Source organism: Candidatus Neoehrlichia procyonis str. RAC413, assembly GCF_000964795.1.
Classification (GTDB): Bacteria; Pseudomonadota; Alphaproteobacteria; order Rickettsiales; family Anaplasmataceae; genus Neoehrlichia; species Neoehrlichia procyonis.
Window position 1 is genome coordinate 595,941 of sequence record NZ_LANX01000001.1, and the last position, 20,774, is coordinate 616,714.

Here is a 20,774-nt window from a genome sequence, read left to right on the forward strand (position 1 = left end):
ATTAATATTTATACTGCTTAAATTTACAACAGAAATACAACTTATGTATACAATGTTACATTAAATTTTTTTCAACCATCAGGCAATTTAACTAAAATACACTATATATAATGTACCTTAACAAATTAATTCAAATAACTTATGTATTAAAGTAACATTAAAACAACCTTAATAATTATCAGAAACGTAGTTAAAGAAAAATCTACATAAAATACTTTATGGCATTACAAAAAATTTTAAATCCATCGCCATATATAGGGATAGCCCTACCTGAGCGCAACTCCATTTCTTTAACATATGTCCAGTTATATTGTTGGGTAAAAAATATTGCTCTCTCTGGATGCGGCATTATAAGCAATGTCCTACCACTATCATCTGATACAGCAGCAATATCATAGACCGATCCATTAGGATTATAAGGAAAGATATTATTTGCATAGCCTTTATCTTCTTTTATATATCTTAAAGCTATGTTCTGATTGTAAATTAAATCATGTAACACATTATCAGTAGTATAAAATTTACCTTCACCATGAGCTATAGGAATATATAACTCATCTATTTCATTAAACCATATAGACTTATTACATACCTTTACGTTTACCCACCTACACTGATACTGATGCATATCATTACATGTAAGAGTTACATTAGTAAATTTATTAATTAATTTCATTAATATTTGACATCCATTACATATACCTATAACAAGTTTATCTCCAGCTAAAAACTCCTGTATTTCTTCCTGAAGATTATTAATCATATTTAACGCAAAAGCATTACCTGCACCAGTGTCATCTCCATAAGAAAAACCTCCAGGTATCGCCATTATATTATACTGCTTTAACAGTCCAGCATTACGTATTACTTCATTAATATGAATAATCTCTCCCTTAACGTTAACGCCAAAATATCTACCTGCCTCTAAAAACGCAGCAAAAGTTTCTTCTTCACAATTTAATCCATATCCAGATAAAACAGCTATTTTCACTTTTTTCGAAGCAAATATTACATGATGTATTGTAACATTATTTGACAAAATTTATATTCTTTTTTACCATCAATGTTATTTATGTATTGTTATATGTATAATTATAATAATCAATATGATGTAATAGTAGTTGGCGGGGGACATGCAGGATGCGAAGCAGCAGCAGCCTCTGCACGAATGGGAGCAAGTACTTTATTGATTACCCACAAAATTTCTACAATAGGAGAAATGTCATGTAATCCTGCAATTGGAGGAATTGCAAAAGGTGTAGTAGTACGTGAAATTGATGCATTAGACGGATTGATGGGAAAAGTTATTGATAAATCTAGCATCCACTCTAGCATATTAAATCATAGTAAAGGTCCAGCTGTATGGGGTCCACGTGCTCAAGCTGATCGACAAATGTACAAACTTGCAATGCAAGAAATCATATTAAATTATAACAATCTAACAGTACTAGAATCTTCAGTTGAAGAATTTATAATAGAAAAAAATACCAACAATAAAATTATAATCAAAGGCGTTATTATCCTAAATAATAAACATATATATACAAAAAAACTTATACTAACAACAGGTACATTTTTAAATGGCACAATACACGTTGGTCATAATAGTCAACCTGCAGGAAGAGTAGGAGAAGCACCATCAATAAAACTAGCAGAAACATTATATAAGTACAATTTTACATTAGGTAAGCTAAGAACAGGAACACCCCCTAGAATAGATGGTAATAGCATTAATTGGGCAATATTATCTGAGCAAAAAGGAGATAATCCGCCAATACCTTTTTCTTTTCTTTCAAGTACCATCAATACCCCTCAGATTTCTTGTTATCTAACACATACTAATATAAACACCCATAACATCATCCAAGATAATCAACATAGAGCAGCATCCAATCTAGCATTAAAAGGTATTAAATCTCCTCGATATTGTCCATCTATAGAGGATAAAATCAAAAGATTCCCACATCGTACAAGCCATCAAGTATTCTTAGAACCAGAGGGGCTAAACACCAATGTTGTATATCCCAACGGTATTACAACTTCTTCACCTATCGATATACAATATGCAATGTTAAAAACAATTATAGGGTTAGAAAACGTTAATGTAATACGCTACGGCTATAGCATTGAATATAACTTTATAGATCCACGTGAACTGTATCACACATTAGAAACAAAAAAAATTGGCGGTTTATATCTTGCAGGACAAATTAATGGTACAACTGGATATGAAGAGGCAGCAGGCCAAGGAATAATTGCAGGAATCAATGCCGCATCATCGTTAAACACACATTACACTCCATTTATTCTAAAAAGAAATGATGCGTATATAGGTGTTATGATAGATGATCTAGTTACCTTAGGAACATCCGAACCATACAGGCTATTTACTTCTAGAGCAGAATATAGACTATTATTACGATCTGATAATGCAGATACACGTTTAACAGAAATAGGTAATAAAACATCTGTTATATCCTCTGAAAGATATTCAGCATTCCAAAAAAAAACACAAGAAATAAAAAGTTTATATAAAGTATTAAATAATTTAACAATAACTCCTAATCAATTATTAAGTTATGGTATCAATATATCTCAAGATGGATGCAAAAAAAATGCCTTCGAACTACTAAGCTATCCCCATGTAAGCACTCATGTACTACTACAAATATGGCCAAATTTACAAGCCTTTAGCACAACTGCACTCAAACAGATAGAAATTGAAGGAAAGTATGCACCTTATTTTAAACGTCAAGAAGCAGATATAAAGCTTTTTATAGATGAGGAAAATACTATTATATCACAAATTACAGACTATTCTCAAATACATGGTTTATCAAAAGAAGCGCAAGAAAAGCTACAAAATATAAAGCCATTTTCTATTGGATCAGCAAGAAGAATCCCTGGAATAACACCAGCTGCTATTACCAATATTCTAATTTATTTGCGTCACCATATTAAACAGCAAGCATCATCAAGTGATCAATAACTATAATAACACTATCCTTTTATAATGACTTTTACAAATAAGATATAATTTATATTAAAATACCACGTAATCAGATTTAACATTTCTTTCTTTTTATATGTTATTAACATATAATACATTCAGTATAATACAAATATTTGCTATTATAAATCACTTATATTAAAGTTACACACTACGTATAATAATAACACTATAATTACAAGCAAAAGTTATAAGTAACATTTATCACATAGTTAACACGTTATTTTGTATAGAAAAAACATTACATTAAAAATATTAGAAATTGTGCAAAAGCTCTTGGATCTATCTATATACAGTATTACTGACATGCATAACATTACTTGATTTAATAATTATAGAATGAGTTTTTATGTAATCATTACAAAACTCCACTCCTTTAACTAAACTGCTATCTGTTACACCTGTAGCTATAAAGACAGATTTGCTTCTTACCATATCTTTTATTGCATATACTTTTTTAACATCTTCAATATTAAAACATTGTGCTACTTCCATTAATGAATCTGTATTAAATATTAGTCTGCCCTCCATCTGCCCACCAATAGAAGATAATGCTGATGCTGCCAGTACTCCTTCAGGAGCTCCTCCAATTCCAACATACAAATCATATTTTCCTATAGCTAAAGATAAGACAGCAGATATATCTCCATCATCTATTAATTTTATACGCGCACCACACTTTCTTATAGAATCAATTAAAGATACATGTCTTTCTCTGTTTAAAACAACTACCACTAAATCACTAATAGAACATCTCTTTGCACCTGACAAATTATGAAGGTTAACTGCTATATTATTATCTAAAGATACTACCTTATCCGGCAAATTAGGGCCAATAGCAATTTTTTCCATGTAAACATCTGGAGCTCTTAAAAATCCACCAGATTCTGTCACAGCAATAACAGACATTGCTCCATCTTTATAACTCGCACAGATTGCCGTACCTTCAAGGGGATCAACTGCAATATCTAACGCATATCCTCCCCTACCAACTTTCTCACCAAAATGTAACATAGGAGCATTATCACGTTCTCCTTCACCTATAACAATAGTACCATCTACATCCATAAGATTTAATTCTGCACGCATAGAGTCTACAGCTGCTTTATCAGCACCCACCTCATCCCCCATACCAATAAAACCATGAGCTTTTATTGCTGCAGTTTCTGTTACTTTTAAAAATTTAAAACATAAATCTTGTATCATTATTTTAGATCTTAATTTAAAATATAATTAACAGGTAGCATAAAATTTTATATGATATAATGTCAAATTATATTATATTAAATTGAGTGGATAAAAATTGATAGTCATAAGAATTTATCAAGTATTAATACTGAGTGTGATGCTATTGTCTGGATGCACACAAAAACCTGCACCTGTATCCCTAAGAGGAGAGGAATTTCACGGTCGTAGAGAAATAGACGACAAAAATGAATATCATCTAATTAAAGACTATAATGCTAAAGTAAAAAACGTTTACTCACAAAAACTTAACAATAAGATCATAGTTAATAATCTATCCACCAGTCAAAAAAATACACAAACAAAATGTAAATTTATCATGCCTCTTCAAGGAACTATTACGTCTTCATTCACAAATCAGCATAACAATAACAATTTGTGTAATGAAGGAATTAGTATACAAACTGACAATATTACAAACATTAAAGCCTCAGCAAACGGTAAAGTATTACACATAGGAAAAGGATTACGATGGTATGGAAATTTAATAATAATAGAACATGACAAATATACTATTACTTTATATTCTTACTTGCATAATATCTACGTAAAAGTTGGTGAAAAAGTCCAACAAGGACAAGTAATAGCCTCTATTACAAAAAATAACAGTAAAGCTTCCAATAATCCCACCCTATGTTTTTCAATGCGTAAAAATGGAAATGCTGTTAACCCATTAATATACATAAATTGCAAATAATTAATGTATATTAATTCAACTCTCAATAGTATTATATATTATATTATACAACTTACATACAGTGTCATCATGGTAAGAAAAAATCAATATATTACATGTAAATTCCTTTATAATGTTATTAATTTACAGGTAATAAATGTCAGATTACGTATCAGAAAGACGTGCTATAAGAATATTATATGAGTATTGGGATTCATTACGTAATGCTAGAAATTTTCCACAAAAGTCTGAAATAGATCCTGAAGAAATTATAGAAATTTGGCCAAGCTGTTTTATAATTGACGTTCAAGAAAGTATGCAGCATAAATATCACTGCTCATACATTGGAGAAAAAGCAATGAGTCTTTACAAGTCCGACGTCAGATATTATTCTAGCTCTGAAAACATTACAATGTTTTTTCCCCAAGTTATAGAAGATTTAGAGGATTACTTAGAATCAGTAACAGAAAACCAGAAGCCCTTAATGAAAGAATCAGAAACCCAACTTACAACCGGTAATTACTTAAAAATTAGGCAATGTTTATTACCACTAGGAGAACAGGATACTGTTAAGTCCATTATTGGAGTTGTAGGAGGAAAAATATATTAGTTAAATTAACTGTTCATCAGTGATCCACCTTAAATAAATGTAAAGTTATTTCACTATAATTTATAGTAAACAGCAAATGCTTGAAAAACACTATAAAAATAATAAAAATCACATAATAATAGAGCCACATAGTAAAAAATAACTTTATTAAAAAATGTTAGATTTTCCTTTTACTCCTCCTAACACAAAATCATATTTATTTATAAAACAAACCCAGATATAGAAAACTATAAATAAGTATCACTCATGCAGTTCAATATAATATTAGTCTTGTTATACTATTATAATTGCAAAACAGTTATAAATAATCACAAGCTGTTAAATACGCACAAAGCATTATAACAATAAATTATGCAAAAAGAGTATATTCAAATAGTTTTAAAAAAGTATCAAATCTTTTTCATATACCTCTTAATTCAAAACCACATTATATATAAAAACATTCAACTTCAAACAAAATACAATTTCAACATGTAAATTAAAAACAAAATGCGTACTAAAAGCTGTAAATATTATTCACAAATGCGCATTATTAAGACAAATTTAAAAAATTCCCTCATATAAACATATAGAAAAGCTAATATAGCTTTTTTGCAGTCTCATAACAAAAAATAGAAATTTTAAACATATATGTCTTAATGCAAATAAGTAAAAGCAAAAACTTAAAAAGTTGTGCTTCATTAAGTGTAATAATACAAAAATTAAAAAAGTTTAGTCAGCATTTTATAATTACAACACAGATCATCCTAGAAAATTTTACCATAATATCAGGTCAGTATTAAAAAACTTACGATATAATTAAGTAGTATCACAACATTCAAGAAACAAGCATAAACGTCTCAAGAAGAATATTAAACATAGTGAAAAATGTATACATAGATCACCAAAAATGTCACTTACTTTAGAAAATGAAAAAACTTCCTTCTTCTTCTGTTCCTATACCAATAAGCTTTCCTTTATTAAAGGTACTCTATAGATAAATAATTTCATACATGCCATGCTGTTGACAATAATAAGCAATCTAACATATAGTGAAAAGAGTTTATGCATGAAGCAATATGCAAGCTCTACGCTTATTTGTTAGAGATAACTCAATTTTTATGAAAAAGTTATCTACAACATCTAATCATTGACTGCAAGATTTACGAAAATTCACCACAAAACTTAAATTACCCCTAGCTTCTATAAAAATCAAGCTAGTGTTCTAATATATATATACATAAAAACTTCTCGCACAGTTATAGTTAACAATACAACAAGTGATAAAACCTATACAAAAAAATAATTGAATTTTTTGCATAAATATAACATATATATTCATTATACATACTAATCAATAGCAAATTAACTTATAGATCTCAGCTCACATTAATTAAAATACGCAATTAATTACACTAATTTAAACAAAATCATAATAACAATCAATGTTACAATTTTTAATACATAATTAAATCTATTAGCTTTATAAATACATACAATTTATCAATTACATAATAAGCATTCTAACAATTAAATTTAATACTTAAAAATAAAAAAAATCATTACTTATAAAAAAATAATAATCCTATCTTAAAACAAATTAAAACCTAACATTTTAACAATTAAAAATACTATACGACCATTAATATATTAGTTAAATAGCAATTATTTGATACACTCAAACATTAAAACCTTACCCTACATTAAAGATACCAATAATAAGCTTACAGCACTATTGTTTTATAAATAGATTATATTTTACATAATTATATAATAAATAGTTTGTATTCCTTATATTTATAAAATATAATCTCGTGTATCAGGTAAAGAAGTAGTTGCTGCACAAAATGCAGAGGAAAGTCTGGACTCCAAGGGAAAATGGTGACAGGTAATCCCTGTCGAAGGTAACTTTAGGTTAGGGCCACAGAAAATAACCGCCTTTAATAACAAGGTAAGGGTGAAAAGGTGTGGTAAAAGCACACCGTACTTATGGTAACATATAGTAGCTAGGTAACCACCACCAGGAGCAAGACTAAGCAGAGATATTGTGTTTTCCCTCACTATTATCCGGGTAAGTCGCATGAGGTAAATAGCAATATTTATCCCAGATGAATAACTACATAAACAAAATCCAGCTTACCTTTACCTGATACTTATATTATTATAAATAAGCATATGCCTATATGCTTTACAAAACTTTTCATTCAAAATTTGCAGGTACATGCTATAGCATTATGAATAAAAATACATCAAGCTGTTTTTGAGGTCAGTTATAATATATCAATTAAACTATACGTAGCTTAATATACAACAATTCATCAAATAGAATAAAAGACAAATCCCAATTTATCCCCCCTTAATTAATATACGAAAGATTAAATAAAGGACATCTTATTAAAAAATATTTATAATAAATATAAAGTTACACAACAAAATTTCACCATAAGCATAAAAAACATAATTCTTATTATATTTATATCCCATTTCCAAAGCTTGTATCTTTACACAATCTATTTTGTTATTGGTTCTATACATATGTTTATCATAACTTTTATACTAATACATATTAGTACTACAATAACTAATGTATATTGTTAAAATATATATTAATTAGTAAAAAATTTGTCAAAAAAAGCTACTGACTATATATTGAAAGTACAAGATTATTAAATAACTCATATAATATCATGAAAATGTATTATATTATGTAAAACTTGTTTTCTCTATAGAATATTTTAGTTAATATTATATGACATAAGTATTGTCTAAGAAATATGATTATATATATTGTTATTGCAAATAAATTAAATCAAATATGTAATAACATAAATAAAAGTGCTTGTGCTTATGTCATAGACGCTGACTATCAATTTACTAATAACGAAATTAATTTTATAGGAAAGCTGTTAAGTAACAAAGTAACACAAGAGTTTTTTGCATTTGTATACAATAACAACATATTAAATTACATAAATATAAATTCTCAAACACCATACAACATGTTTGACATCTTCAATGTAAGCTGGTCAATAGAAAAAGCTTTTTTACCAGGAGTTACCGACAATGTTGGTAATACAGCTGCCAACATTATAAATGAAGCATTCAACAATAACTTTAAGGTACAAGTTCACACTTCAAAAATATTTTTTGGAAGTACTGCAATACCAGATATGCACTATATTTCCAACACGTACAACCCATTAACAGAATATTGTAAATTAACCTACATACATAATCACAATGTTCAAGTAAAATTCTTAGGCACTAAAGTTATAACAAATTTAAATACTACACTACCAAGTACACAAAACAGTCATTACCCCATTCCATATATTAAATATACAGACCTCTTTACTACCCACAAAAAACTTCAATATGTTCATTCTATAGATCTTAACGTTAGTGATGATAACCTTATGAAAATTAGTAAGTATGGCATCAACGGTCAAGGTTCTTTAAATTTATCATTACGTGCAATGAAAAGTATTCAAAAATACTTTCAAAAAATTAACAGACATCCCAATGACATAGAAATAGAAGCATTAGCACAAACTTGGTCTGAGCATTGTAAGCACAACATCTTTTCTTCACCTATAGATGAAATTTCAGATGGGTTATATAAGCATTACATCAAACGCGCAACCGCTAAAATCAACTCACCTATATGTGTTTCCGTATTTTCTGATAATGCAGGAGCAATTGTTTTTGATGATAATTTTATTATAGTAGATAAAGTTGAAACTCATAATAGCCCATCAGCACTTGATCCATTTGGTGGTGCAATTACTGGTATATTAGGAGTAAATAGAGATATAATAGGTTTCGGGAAAGGAGCTAAACCTATACTTAATTCCTATTATTTTTGCTTCGCAGAATCCATAAAAGAGCAATTATACAGAGATAGTCAGTGTTCAACACCCATACTTCACCCAACTATAATTATGGACGAAGTAGTAAGAGGGGTAAATATTGGGGGTAATTGCTCTGGTATTCCTACCGCTTTAGGATCTGTATACTTTGACAATAGGTTCTATGGTAAACCATTAGTATTTGTTGGTACTACTGGTATTATTCCACGTACAATTCAAGAATCCCCTTCTCACTTAAAATCTCCTATGAATGGAGATTATATTGTAATTATCGGAGGGAGAACAGGAAAAGACGGCATTCATGGTGCAACTTTTTCATCAAACATACTAACTGAAAACATTAGTTCAACAGTAGTACAAATTGGTGATCCTATCACACAAAAAAAATTATCTGATGCTATAATCAAAGAAGCTCGTGACCTTAACTTATATAATGCAATTACTGATAATGGTGCGGGTGGACTATCATCATCAATAGGAGAAATGGGAATTAAAGGATTTATAGTAAACCTCAATAAAGTACTACTTAAACATCCGTACATGTTACCTTGGGAAATATGGATATCTGAATCACAAGAAAGAATGACTTTAGCCGTACCTCCAGATAAATACCACAAACTTGAAAAAATAATGCAAAAGCATAACGTAGAAATTAGCATTATTGGAGAATTCACTAACACCAACAAAGCTATAGTATTGTATGATGGGCGTGTTATAATGGATCTTGATATAGATTTCTTACATAATGGCAATCCAGTAACACACTTAACAACTCAACCACGTAAATGCCCTCTGCCAATTACACAATCTAATATTAATTCTTCAATAGAAGAGGATTTACACAACATAATTCAAAGAGTAAATATAAACAGTAAAGAATTTATTTCAGTACAATATGATCATGAAGTTCAAGGATCATCTGTAATAAAACCTATTCAAGGTAAAGGAAGAGTATGTGGTGATGCTATAGTAATACGTCCAATATTATCATCAAAAAAAGGAATAGTAAAATCCCATGGATTTGGGTCCAGATATGGAGATGTAGATTCCTACAACATGGCAGCTTGTGCCATTGATAGTGCAATACGCAATTATGTTGCAGTAGGAGGAAACTTTGATCATTTAGCATTAATTGATAATTTTTGTTGGTGCGATTCTACAAATCCAGAAAGATTATGGCAATTAAAAGAAGCTGCTAGAGGTTGTTACGACTATGCTGTAGCATTTAATATTCCTTTCATTTCAGGAAAAGATAGCATGTTCAATGACTTTAAAGGATATGACAGCCAAGGAAATCCTATACATATATCTTCCCCTCCTTCACTATTAATTTCTACACTTGGAATAATAGACAATATTGAACATGCAGTAACGCTTGATGTTAAAGCTCCAAATGACTTAATATATGTTTTAGGAGTAACTTATAATGAACTTGGAATGTCAGAATATCAAGCCTACAGTAATGTAGGAGAAGTCAATATTCCACAAGTTAATACTAAGGCTGCCTCTACATTATATAAAAAGTTCTATCAAGCAATTAATAATAATATTATCGCTTCCTCCATTGCACTAAACCTAGGCGGATTAATTGTAGGGTTAATAAAGTCCCTTATTGGCGGACAACTTGGAGCAAAAATAGATTTATCCTTAGTACCAACACAAAATATAAATTTCAATAACAAGCTAAAAGAAAGAATCATAATGTTTTCAGAATCACAAAGTAGAATCTTAGTAACAATCAACCGTAATAATAAGAAACAATTTGAAAAAATATTTCAAGATGTACCTCATGCCGTTATAGGAACAGTAACATCAACTAAATCACTTTGTATTACTGGATTGACAAGCATAGCCATAGATGATTTAGAAGTAAGCTACAAAAAATTTAGTAATCAACAACTATATAAAGCAAATACATAAACTAAGAAGTGAATACTTATAAATGCATTACGCTACACATCCCGCAAATTATATAAAAATAGTGATTTAATCATTTGATATATATCAATTTAAACTCAACATTAAATACAGTACCTATAAATATTTACTCAATAATCTACATTAATTAAAGAATAAACATATTATGTTACAATTCACACATAATTTCATATTTATAAAACTGTAATTAAAATTATAAAATACCTTAACATTATGTACAATACTCAAACATAAATTAAATATTGTACATATACAAAATAACTTCTATGTAACATAATACTATTTAATTTTTTAAAGTATATAAAAAGTAAATAATTTTTTAGTAATACATATTTGGGCATTTAAATATTTTTTGTTATATACTTTTTTGTTTATAATAACATTAGTGTAATGACAGGTTAATATGAAAAAAATTTTATTATTACTAGCTTTATTTACATACAGTTTCAAAGCTTATGGAGTATATATTGTAAGAGATAGCGAAGTAGAGCATGTAATAAAGAAAATAGCATACCCATTATTTGATGCAGCAAATATCAATATTGATAATATCAAAGTTTTTATTGTACATGATAATACTATCAACGCTTATATTATAAACAACAAAAACATTTTTATTCACTCAGGATTACTACAATTTTCACAAAGCCCCAACACTGTAATTGGGGTAATAGCTCATGAAATTGGACATATATCACAACAGCATATACTGTACAAAAAGAAAGACGTACGTAAGACCGTCATAAATACAAGCCTAGGTTATGCTTTAGGAATGATTGCTGCAATTACAATCAATCCAAATATTGGACAAGCCATAATGTCAAGCACTAGTACCATAAACTACAGGATGTTTCTTGCTAATAACCGTGAGCAAGAAGAAATTGCTGATCAATGTGCATTAAAATATCTAGATATTGCAGGATACGATTATGATGGTTTAGTTAGTCTATTTAGATACTTTCATAATTTAGGATCACAACATGGTATAATGGATCAATATTTGTTAACACATCCACTCAGTAAACAAAGATTAGAAAATATACAAAATTATCGCCGAAAAAATACATCTAATAACTGGCACAGCGAAGATACACAAAATTTCAAGAGAATTATAGATAAAGTTCATGCATTTTTTGCACCACTTAATACTTTCAAAGACGAAAAATATCTTTCCTTATATACACGTTCTATTATTAATTATAGAAAATCTAATATTAAAGAATCACTAGAACAACTAAATTCCCTTATTAAACAAAATCCATATGACCCATATTTTTATGAATTAAAGGCTCAAATTTTTTATAAAGTTGGTAATATAAAAAAAGCTATTGAAAATTATAAAATTGCATTACAATTTTTGCCAGATGATTTATTGATAAAGTTAGAACTTGTACAAGCATTGTTATTAAGTAATGCAAAAGAAGCAGTACATCATCTAGAGCAAGTACTATACAAAGAAAAAGATAATCCTTTCATATGGAAACAATTAGCTATAGCTTATGGAAAGCTTAATAATGTCGGCATGTCATACTTTGCCTTTACAAATAAGTTTTTTATTGAAAATGATACAAAAAATTTCTATAAATATGCAAATTTATCAAAAAACTACTTGCCCAAAGATAGTGTTTATATAAGTCATATCGATGATATGAAAAAACATATTAAACGTAATCTATAATATTATAAGACAACCAAAAAGTATTACAAACAACAATAAAGTTATGCAGGATATAAATAATATTATTTATGATTTTTATTGTATTTACAAATAAGTTTTTTATCTAAATCACATAAAGAATGTTAGTATTATCAGGCCATACTTTATTGTCTCAAAGTAATTACTATGTCATATACTGTGCAAACACATAAAGAAAGATCATCAATATGTCAAAAAAAAGGAAACGCTATTAAAAATATATTTTTATACAATTACAGGTTTATATTTTTTTAAAAACTTTACCCTAAAATTATATGTGATCGTTAATAAGCAAAAAAAAAAGGAGAAAGCATTATGAAGTCGTTAGCTAAAATATTATATTGCATTATGTTTTCTTTAGTATCATGCTACCCTATATATGAAACACAAGTAGATTACACACCCCCTGCCACTGAGCAAGGAAAGAAATGCATTATAGAATGCGGATTTATAAAAAACAACTGTTATCGTCAATGTCAAAAACAAGTAAATGAATGTGAGTTTAAAGAAAAATTATATAATATTCCATCATCTGTTATTAACATCGTTAAAGATACTAACAATAGCAACAAAAGTGCTGATAATAACAAAAATAATAACAATAATTCTAATAGCACAATAACTATAACAAAAACAATTTCAAAAGAGGATAAAAAAAGTATTTGCAATATTAACAATTGTAATAGACTATGCAGAAATGATTATAATCTATGTTATACTGACTGCGGTGGTAAAGTTACTTTTAATGAAGTATGTACATATTTTTGTGATAAAAAATAGCAATAACTATCATCTTCTTACAATACCATTTTCACAGGTATCCTAGATATTACTTATTTCATAGATTATAGCAGTCATGTTTTGTGTTACAGTATTTTTACGTTATATATTATGTAAAGTATAAACACCAAAGTGACTTCTATAATCTATATTTTGCAATTGCACTTATAGTACCTATCCACTAAACCCACTAAAAAAAATGATAATTTTCATAAAATGCTATATAGTGCTTTTTTTATATAACCCTATATTGTATAATTATTTTTTAATCAAACAATGTATTACCTGTTAAGCGGATGAGTTATATGAACCTGTGGAGAAAATGGATGCAAGATAAAATTCGTAGAGTTAAGCCTTTGTACTAAGTTTACTTGTGTGATATCTAATAACATTGTATTTATGCTTATATTGAAAACATTATGTGTAAATTGAGGACAGATATCACATATTGGAATAAGAACAAAATCTCTATAGCGCATATGTTGATGAGGTATCTGCAGAGTTTCATCATTAATGATAACATTATTCCATAATATTATGTCTATATCGATTGTTCTAGGAGACCAAAATTCTTTATTACGTCTTCCTAAAAAATTTTCTATTTTTTTTATATGACACAAAAGTGCAAAAGGTGATAAATCTGTATACCCAGCAACTGCCATATTTAAAAAGGGAATATTCCAACTTATAGGAGCACCGTGTGGTAATAATGCCTCACTTTCATATACACATGAGCAAACCTTATTAACAATAGGAAGCATCCTTATAGCCAATTGAATATTACTCAACCTATAACCAAGATTACTTCCCAATGATAATACTACAATTCCGTAAGATTTCATTCACACATTACAAATTTATACACAAAAGAAATCCTAAACATTGTTATTACAGATAATTCGTACATATAATACTATTACATTTATCCCTTTATCAATATTAACCTACCATCAAAGCTACTTTAAAGAGCAATAATAAACACAACATATAAGCTTTTATCACATAATAAAAACCCTAAATAGTAGCTTATTATTAATATACCTATATGTACAACTAATTATAATATAATAAAAATTAGAATTATTATTACAATATCCTTTGCATATTTATATACATAGTAATACATTGCTTTAAAAGCAACTTTTAATCATCTAATACAAATTAACTAATAAACATCTATTTTAAAAATATACAAATCAAATACTGCATATAATGATGATAATCAACATAATGTTATTTTTCCAATATTACATACTGTTTATTTTGTATTGTAGTAATGCAATATTAATGTAACAAAATTTAACTACTTCACAAATACCTAAAACTATGAGTACGTATACGCATACACTCTATAATAAATACTCTTTATTACATACATGTTTTTTATATTATACTTCACAATACTATGGTTATGCCATATTTCCCTTTTAAAAAAATTTACATTACAGTATAAATCATTAATTTTACTTTACGTAACATAATAGTATATAATAGAATAACGCAAACTTTTTAAGTATATCTATGGTTCTAGATAAAATAGTGATGTCAACAGAAGAATTAAAAAACTTTATAATCTCGATTCTTGATACACATAAAGCCAATAATATTAGTATATTAGATATAAGTAACAAAAGTATACTAGCAAAATACATGATTATTGCATCAGGTGAATCTACCTCTCATGTAAAATCTTTAGCAAATAACATCAGAAAAAAAATCAAACCATATAAAAAATTATCAATAGAAGGATTACAAGATGGCAATTGGATAGTAATCAGCTTACAAAACATAATAACACATATTTTCAGGCCAGACGTAAGGGAATACTACAACTTAGATGAACTATGGAACAATGTTATATCAAGTACAGAACTATAAAAATACTAACACTATCACAGCAACCAACTTTCTTTGATTAATAAAGTAACCAAAATTATTCAATAAATACACAAATATAGCTTTTAATATACACATGTTAATAATGGGTTAACAGTTTTGAATTAATATTTTTCTATATTAAAAATATAAAGAACTGATTAATAAAATTAGTTAACTTATAATAACTAGTACATGTAGTTAATAAGCATAAAAGTATATTTGCATGTACGTCGTTATACTACAATAAAACAACTAGGACCAAATAATGAGTATAATTGCACGTAGATTAAGTGATGCTGTCATTTCAATCAAACAAGATAATAATCTTCATACTCTTTCTATTTCGAACATTAATAGATCTGCTACTAATCTGCTAGGATATCATAAAGATGACATACTAGAATATCCTCTGCGTTCTATACTAAGCTACGAAGTAGTAGAAACAATTGACAGTTATTTAGAATATATCCAAGATGGTGTAGACTTAGCTGATATAATATCAAAAATAAGAAATTTTTCCTTTATTCATAAAAATAAACAAATAATTAATGTACATCCTAAGATCTTTCGTACTTTATCAAACAGAAATATTATCAATTACGAACTACTAATACGTGATACTAGTATTACTCAACAATTAAACTTCTTTAGAAAAAAATTGTTAGTAAACGACAAATATACTATGGATCAGGATTTTGATGTTTTAGATGTAATCTCAACAACAAAAGAAATACAGGTTATTTCAGAATTTGTAAAGAAAAACAACATTGAATCTATTATTGGAATAGTATCATTAAACATTAACCACAACAATACGCGTACAATGCAATTAAGTAAAGTCCTACTAGATACACTTCATACCAATATTAGATATAGCGATATTATTGGGTACATGGGAAATTATAAATTTGTGTTTGTGTTACTTGGATGTAGTGATAAAGATGCACCATCTGCTGTTGCAAGAATACATAAAAATATAAATATAAGATTAGCAGCATATACTCCAATAATAGAGTCATTAATTAAATATTTGCAAATAAATAACGAAACAAATTATGTTACTCTTATAGAAAACATTAACAATTCTTTTATCAATAATACAAAATAAAACTATTATTCAGTAACATTATAGAACAAGTTGTTGAGCAAATAATTAAAAAGTATATACGTTATAAAAAATATTAGCAGTGCTTTAACACAGTATAAAATAATAAACATTATGCAATAAAATATAATTTTAATCTATATTACATTGTAAAATCTTTAAAAATATAAGAAATAAATAATGATTCTCCGCATACAATGTTCAAAAACATTGGTAATTCCGTGTAATATACATATTAATAATACTGCAAAATTATATGAAAAACACCTACACATTGTAATCCTATTCAACATAAAATTTTGATTTATAAAATATTAGTAGTACTGTGAATAAAATAAAGTAACATTTCATAAAATATACAAACTTGTAAAATACTAAAAGCATAGATAAACATACATTTAGTATAAGTAAAAAGTTCATATAAAAAGTATACAAAACTCTAAAATACCTTTTTGTATAAAGTTATAACTCAAATTAACACTATACTCAATTAATAATAAAGATATAATCCATGCTTGTACATTTCTTGTATCTAGTATATAATCTGCCTTTTTATCAAGAATATCCTGTATATTTTTATGAATCTCAATACTCTGCGCTTTTAAGGTTATCTTTAATATAACTCTATCGCCCTCCTCTTGTAATAAAACTACAATCTCTTCACCATTTATCATAATCAACATTGATAACATGATAATATTAGATATTAATTTATTGATCTTTGTTATTAACTGTACATTCAACATCTGCGATTTTATATTCCAACTTAACCGCACTTTTTTTGTATTTAAATATTCTTCAATGTTTGCTTTTGCACTACTAAAACTTTTATTATCTTCTGATAAACTATAAGACTGCCTAGATATTCTAAACCTAGCCATAATCTCATGAGAAGCTTCACTTAGTAAACAAACAAAATCTTTATTAGACTTATCACCTTCACTTAAAAATTCTATATAATTTACTATTGCTCCTATAGGACCGGCTAAATCATGTAACAATTTTGCAGATAATAGCTCCGTACATGATAAAATACTTTTTTCACTAATATTTTCTTGCATAATAACCCCTATATAACAGTATGCATACGTATTGTACCTTTTAATGATTTAATATAGGTAAACTATAAAATAGATAGCAATTTATAAAAATTATTTTTGTATATAACATAGTCAAAATAGTTAAAAATATAGATAATAACCCTAAACACTAATATTTCTATTCAGCACTTCTACAAGCAAGCTCTATTAGTATACAGATATTAGAAAATATATATACATACACATAACATATAAATAGCAAACTTTATATTATTAAAATTAAGCATTTAATGCTATTCTCATATTTTAAATATTATAACTAGTTTATGAATACATACCAAGATTCTGGAGTAAACATCAAAAATGCAAATATGTTAGTTAAAAATATTAAAACAATTGCCAAATTAACTTCTAGAACAGAAGTTATAAGCAGTATTGGTAGCTTTGGAGGAATTTTTGACTTATCACCTATCATAAAGAAATATAACGCTCCTGTAATTGTATCATCAACTGATGGTGTGGGAACAAAGTTATGTATAGCACAAGAAGTAAATAATCACCACAATATAGGAATAGATTTAGTTGCTATGTGTATAAATGACATACTCTCACATGGAGCAGAGCCATTATTCTTTTTAGATTATTTTGCTACTGGCAAATTAAATAATGATATTGCATTACAAATAATTAACAGTATCGCTCAAGGTTGTAAAGAATCAAATGTAGCTTTGATAGGAGGTGAAACAGCTGAGATGCCTGGCATGTATTCTACTACAAAATATGACCTTGCAGGCTTTGCTGTAGGCATAGCTGAAAAAGAAAAAATTTTACCTATAAAAAATAGCATTAACATTGAAGATGTCATTCTTGGATTACCTTCAAGTGGTGTACATTCAAATGGCTTTTCACTTATACGCAAAATCCTACAAGATCTTAACATAAATTATAACGATAAATGTCCCTGGGGTAATAAATCATGGGCTGATGTGTTACTTACACCTACCTACATATATACTAAATCTATATTACCGGTAATTCACTTAATAAAAGGAATCGCACATATTACTGGTGGAGGATTTATCGAAAACATACCTCGTATATTACCAGAAAATCTAGCAGCAAATATTTTCTTAGATTCTTGGGAAAAACCTCAAATATTTAAGTGGATAGAAAAAATAGGCAATATATCTCAAAAGGAAATGCTTAGTACATTTAACTATGGCATTGGAATGGTAATAATTACCTCTCCAGAAAATGCTGTAACGTTAAAAAACATATTTTTAAATCAAGGTACCCCTATATATACGATTGGTAATATTATACCTCATACATCATCAGAAAAAGTTATATTTGATAGAGCATAACATAAAGTAATCCTCAAAAAATTATTACTTGTATTATGTTAATTGCTTAATCTTTGTACAACACACAACAAAAGTTATATATAAATAAACATGCGCTATAATAACTTTTACAAGCAATACCAGTGTAAAAGAGAATTCTTTGCAAATTGCCTCTTAGATAAGCACTTGGCATTAAGTACAAACTTATATCATAACATAAATACATATAATTATGTTAGTTAACATTTACTACTAAAAATCTCTTTAACTTTAAAACTGCTAAAAATTACAAGCCATAACAAATGCAATAATCTTTAAATGTCATAGATCATGATACATCATGCATATGCTATTTCTACTATAGTAGAATCTATTCCACATAAATTAAGATACTATTTTACATACATACACATAATTGGCCTAAATTTTTGCATATATCTCACATTTATCATAAACATAAAGTTATAAACCTTAAAATAAAAAATTTAATACTAATAATGTGATTAACACTTTCACACAGTAAAAGCATATACAAATAAAGATTTACATGTAACCGACACTAGTTACATTTACCTCATTCTTTAACACTTAAAGTAATATCAGCATGTGTTCATGCTTAACATTAGCAAAATGCATAGCATTATAACATTGTTTATTGATTTAATTTTTTTATTGTCTGAGGATGAAAATCCCTATAATTATCTATAATATTATTATGATCTAAATTAGTATAAATTTGCGTTGTAGAAAGACTTGAATGTCCTAACAATTCCTGTACAACTCTGATATCAGCACCTCTTAAAAACAAGTGTGTTGCAAAGCTATGACGAAATGTATGAGCGGTAGTAATTTCTGGTAATCCAATTTTTCGACGCATAACTTGCATCCTTTTTGCAAAGTAAGTCCTTTGTAATTTACTCCCTCTTAGTCCCACAAATACATATTGAGTTTTATTTTTATCACAAAAATAAGGACAACTTTCTATATACTCATTAATATATTTCTTGACTAATGGCAATACTACAACAACTCTTTCTTTCTTTCCTTTACCAACTACACGTAATTCACATCCCCTAAAGTCACAAAATTTTATATTAATTGCCTCACTAATTCTTAAACCACAACCATATAGTAACATAATAATTGCCAAATCACGTTTCTCATACCAGTACTGATATAGTCCTTCATTGCTACTACAAATTGCATCAATGTGAGATTCATATAATACTTTTGGCAAGCTTTTTCTAACTATGGGCTTTAAAATATAAAAAACTGCTTGATTATCTATATCATATACCCTACATAAATATCGAAAGAAATTTTTTAATGCAGATATTGCACGCGCATTTGATACAGATTCTATATTATCTTTATACCTAAATGACAACCACTGTCTTAGATTTTTCACACTAATACTGCTAATAACTTTTACAGTTACAATTTGTAAAGAAGTTTTATATAAAAAAACAATAAATCCAATAACATCTGACTTATAAGCACTGATAGTATTTATAGAATAACCTTTTTCACATTTTAACCAATTTACCCAACTATCAACTATGGTTAACAATTCTTTATCTAATTCCATTAAATCATTACTATTAA

The 20,774-nt window shown here is 27.7% G+C and carries 14 protein-coding genes and 1 other RNA gene; 10 read left to right on the forward strand and 5 right to left on the reverse strand.

What is annotated here, in order from left to right; translation table 11 throughout:
* Positions 1 to 202: 202 nt before the first annotated feature.
* The gene (locus tag NLO413_RS02180) at positions 203 to 991 is read right to left on the reverse strand and encodes a phosphoribosylformylglycinamidine synthase subunit PurQ (protein WP_045809364.1); all 789 of its coding nucleotides are present in this window, start codon (positions 989 to 991) and stop codon (positions 203 to 205) included.
* 93 nt (positions 992 to 1,084) lie between these two features.
* Between NLO413_RS02180 and mnmG the strand changes: the two genes are divergently transcribed.
* Complete coding sequence (mnmG, locus tag NLO413_RS02185) at positions 1,085 to 2,989, forward strand: tRNA uridine-5-carboxymethylaminomethyl(34) synthesis enzyme MnmG (protein ID WP_045808899.1); 1,905 nt, start codon at positions 1,085 to 1,087, stop codon at positions 2,987 to 2,989.
* 303 nt (positions 2,990 to 3,292) lie between these two features.
* On the opposite strand, the gene glpX is transcribed toward mnmG, so the two are convergent.
* Positions 3,293 to 4,213 (reverse strand): class II fructose-bisphosphatase, encoded by a 921-nt coding sequence (gene glpX, locus NLO413_RS02190; RefSeq protein ID WP_045809365.1) that lies wholly within the window; start codon positions 4,211 to 4,213, stop codon positions 3,293 to 3,295.
* A 100-nt stretch (positions 4,214 to 4,313) separates the two neighbouring features.
* On the opposite strand from glpX, the gene NLO413_RS02195 reads away from it, so the two are divergent.
* From NLO413_RS02195 to NLO413_RS02215, 6 genes are all read left to right on the forward strand, one after another.
* Positions 4,314 to 4,952, forward strand: coding sequence for a murein hydrolase activator EnvC family protein (locus NLO413_RS02195; protein ID WP_232295900.1), 639 nt, complete (start codon positions 4,314 to 4,316; stop codon positions 4,950 to 4,952).
* A gap of 136 nt (positions 4,953 to 5,088) precedes the next feature.
* Complete coding sequence (locus NLO413_RS02200) at positions 5,089 to 5,541, forward strand: PAS domain-containing protein (protein ID WP_045808900.1); 453 nt, start codon at positions 5,089 to 5,091, stop codon at positions 5,539 to 5,541.
* 1,798 nt (positions 5,542 to 7,339) lie between these two features.
* Positions 7,340 to 7,674: RNase P RNA component class A (rnpB, locus tag NLO413_RS04785), an RNA gene on the forward strand.
* 620 nt (positions 7,675 to 8,294) lie between these two features.
* Positions 8,295 to 11,309 carry a phosphoribosylformylglycinamidine synthase subunit PurL gene (locus tag NLO413_RS02205; RefSeq protein WP_045808901.1) on the forward strand — a complete coding sequence of 1,005 codons (3,015 nt, stop codon included), beginning with the start codon at positions 8,295 to 8,297 and terminating at the stop codon, positions 11,307 to 11,309.
* A 421-nt stretch (positions 11,310 to 11,730) separates the two neighbouring features.
* Positions 11,731 to 13,005 (forward strand): M48 family metalloprotease, encoded by a 1,275-nt coding sequence (locus NLO413_RS02210; protein WP_045808902.1) that lies wholly within the window; start codon positions 11,731 to 11,733, stop codon positions 13,003 to 13,005.
* Between the two features lie 333 nt (positions 13,006 to 13,338).
* Positions 13,339 to 13,803 (forward strand): hypothetical protein, encoded by a 465-nt coding sequence (locus NLO413_RS02215; RefSeq protein WP_045808903.1) that lies wholly within the window; start codon positions 13,339 to 13,341, stop codon positions 13,801 to 13,803.
* Positions 13,804 to 14,084: 281 nt separating this feature from the next.
* Here NLO413_RS02215 and folK read toward each other — a convergent pair whose 3' ends face one another.
* A complete protein-coding gene (gene folK / locus NLO413_RS02220) occupies positions 14,085 to 14,645 on the reverse strand; it encodes a 2-amino-4-hydroxy-6-hydroxymethyldihydropteridine diphosphokinase (protein WP_045808904.1) in 561 nt (186 codons plus the stop codon).
* A gap of 679 nt (positions 14,646 to 15,324) precedes the next feature.
* Between folK and rsfS the strand changes: the two genes are divergently transcribed.
* The gene (gene rsfS / locus NLO413_RS02225; protein WP_045808905.1) at positions 15,325 to 15,681 is read left to right on the forward strand and encodes a ribosome silencing factor; all 357 of its coding nucleotides are present in this window, start codon (positions 15,325 to 15,327) and stop codon (positions 15,679 to 15,681) included.
* Between the two features lie 265 nt (positions 15,682 to 15,946).
* Positions 15,947 to 16,789: a hypothetical protein gene (locus tag NLO413_RS02230; protein WP_045808906.1), complete on the forward strand. Its 843-nt coding sequence runs from the start codon at positions 15,947 to 15,949 to the stop codon at positions 16,787 to 16,789.
* A 413-nt stretch (positions 16,790 to 17,202) separates the two neighbouring features.
* Here the strand turns inward: NLO413_RS02230 and NLO413_RS02235 are convergent, their stop codons facing one another.
* Complete coding sequence (locus NLO413_RS02235) at positions 17,203 to 17,847, reverse strand: histidine phosphotransferase family protein (protein WP_045808907.1); 645 nt, start codon at positions 17,845 to 17,847, stop codon at positions 17,203 to 17,205.
* 305 nt (positions 17,848 to 18,152) lie between these two features.
* Between NLO413_RS02235 and purM the strand changes: the two genes are divergently transcribed.
* A complete protein-coding gene (purM, locus tag NLO413_RS02240; protein WP_045808908.1) occupies positions 18,153 to 19,190 on the forward strand; it encodes a phosphoribosylformylglycinamidine cyclo-ligase in 1,038 nt (345 codons plus the stop codon).
* A gap of 631 nt (positions 19,191 to 19,821) precedes the next feature.
* Here the strand turns inward: purM and NLO413_RS02245 are convergent.
* Entirely contained in the window at positions 19,822 to 20,757 is a 936-nt protein-coding gene (locus tag NLO413_RS02245) for a tyrosine-type recombinase/integrase (protein ID WP_045808909.1), read from the reverse strand.
* Positions 20,758 to 20,774: the final 17 nt, after the last annotated feature.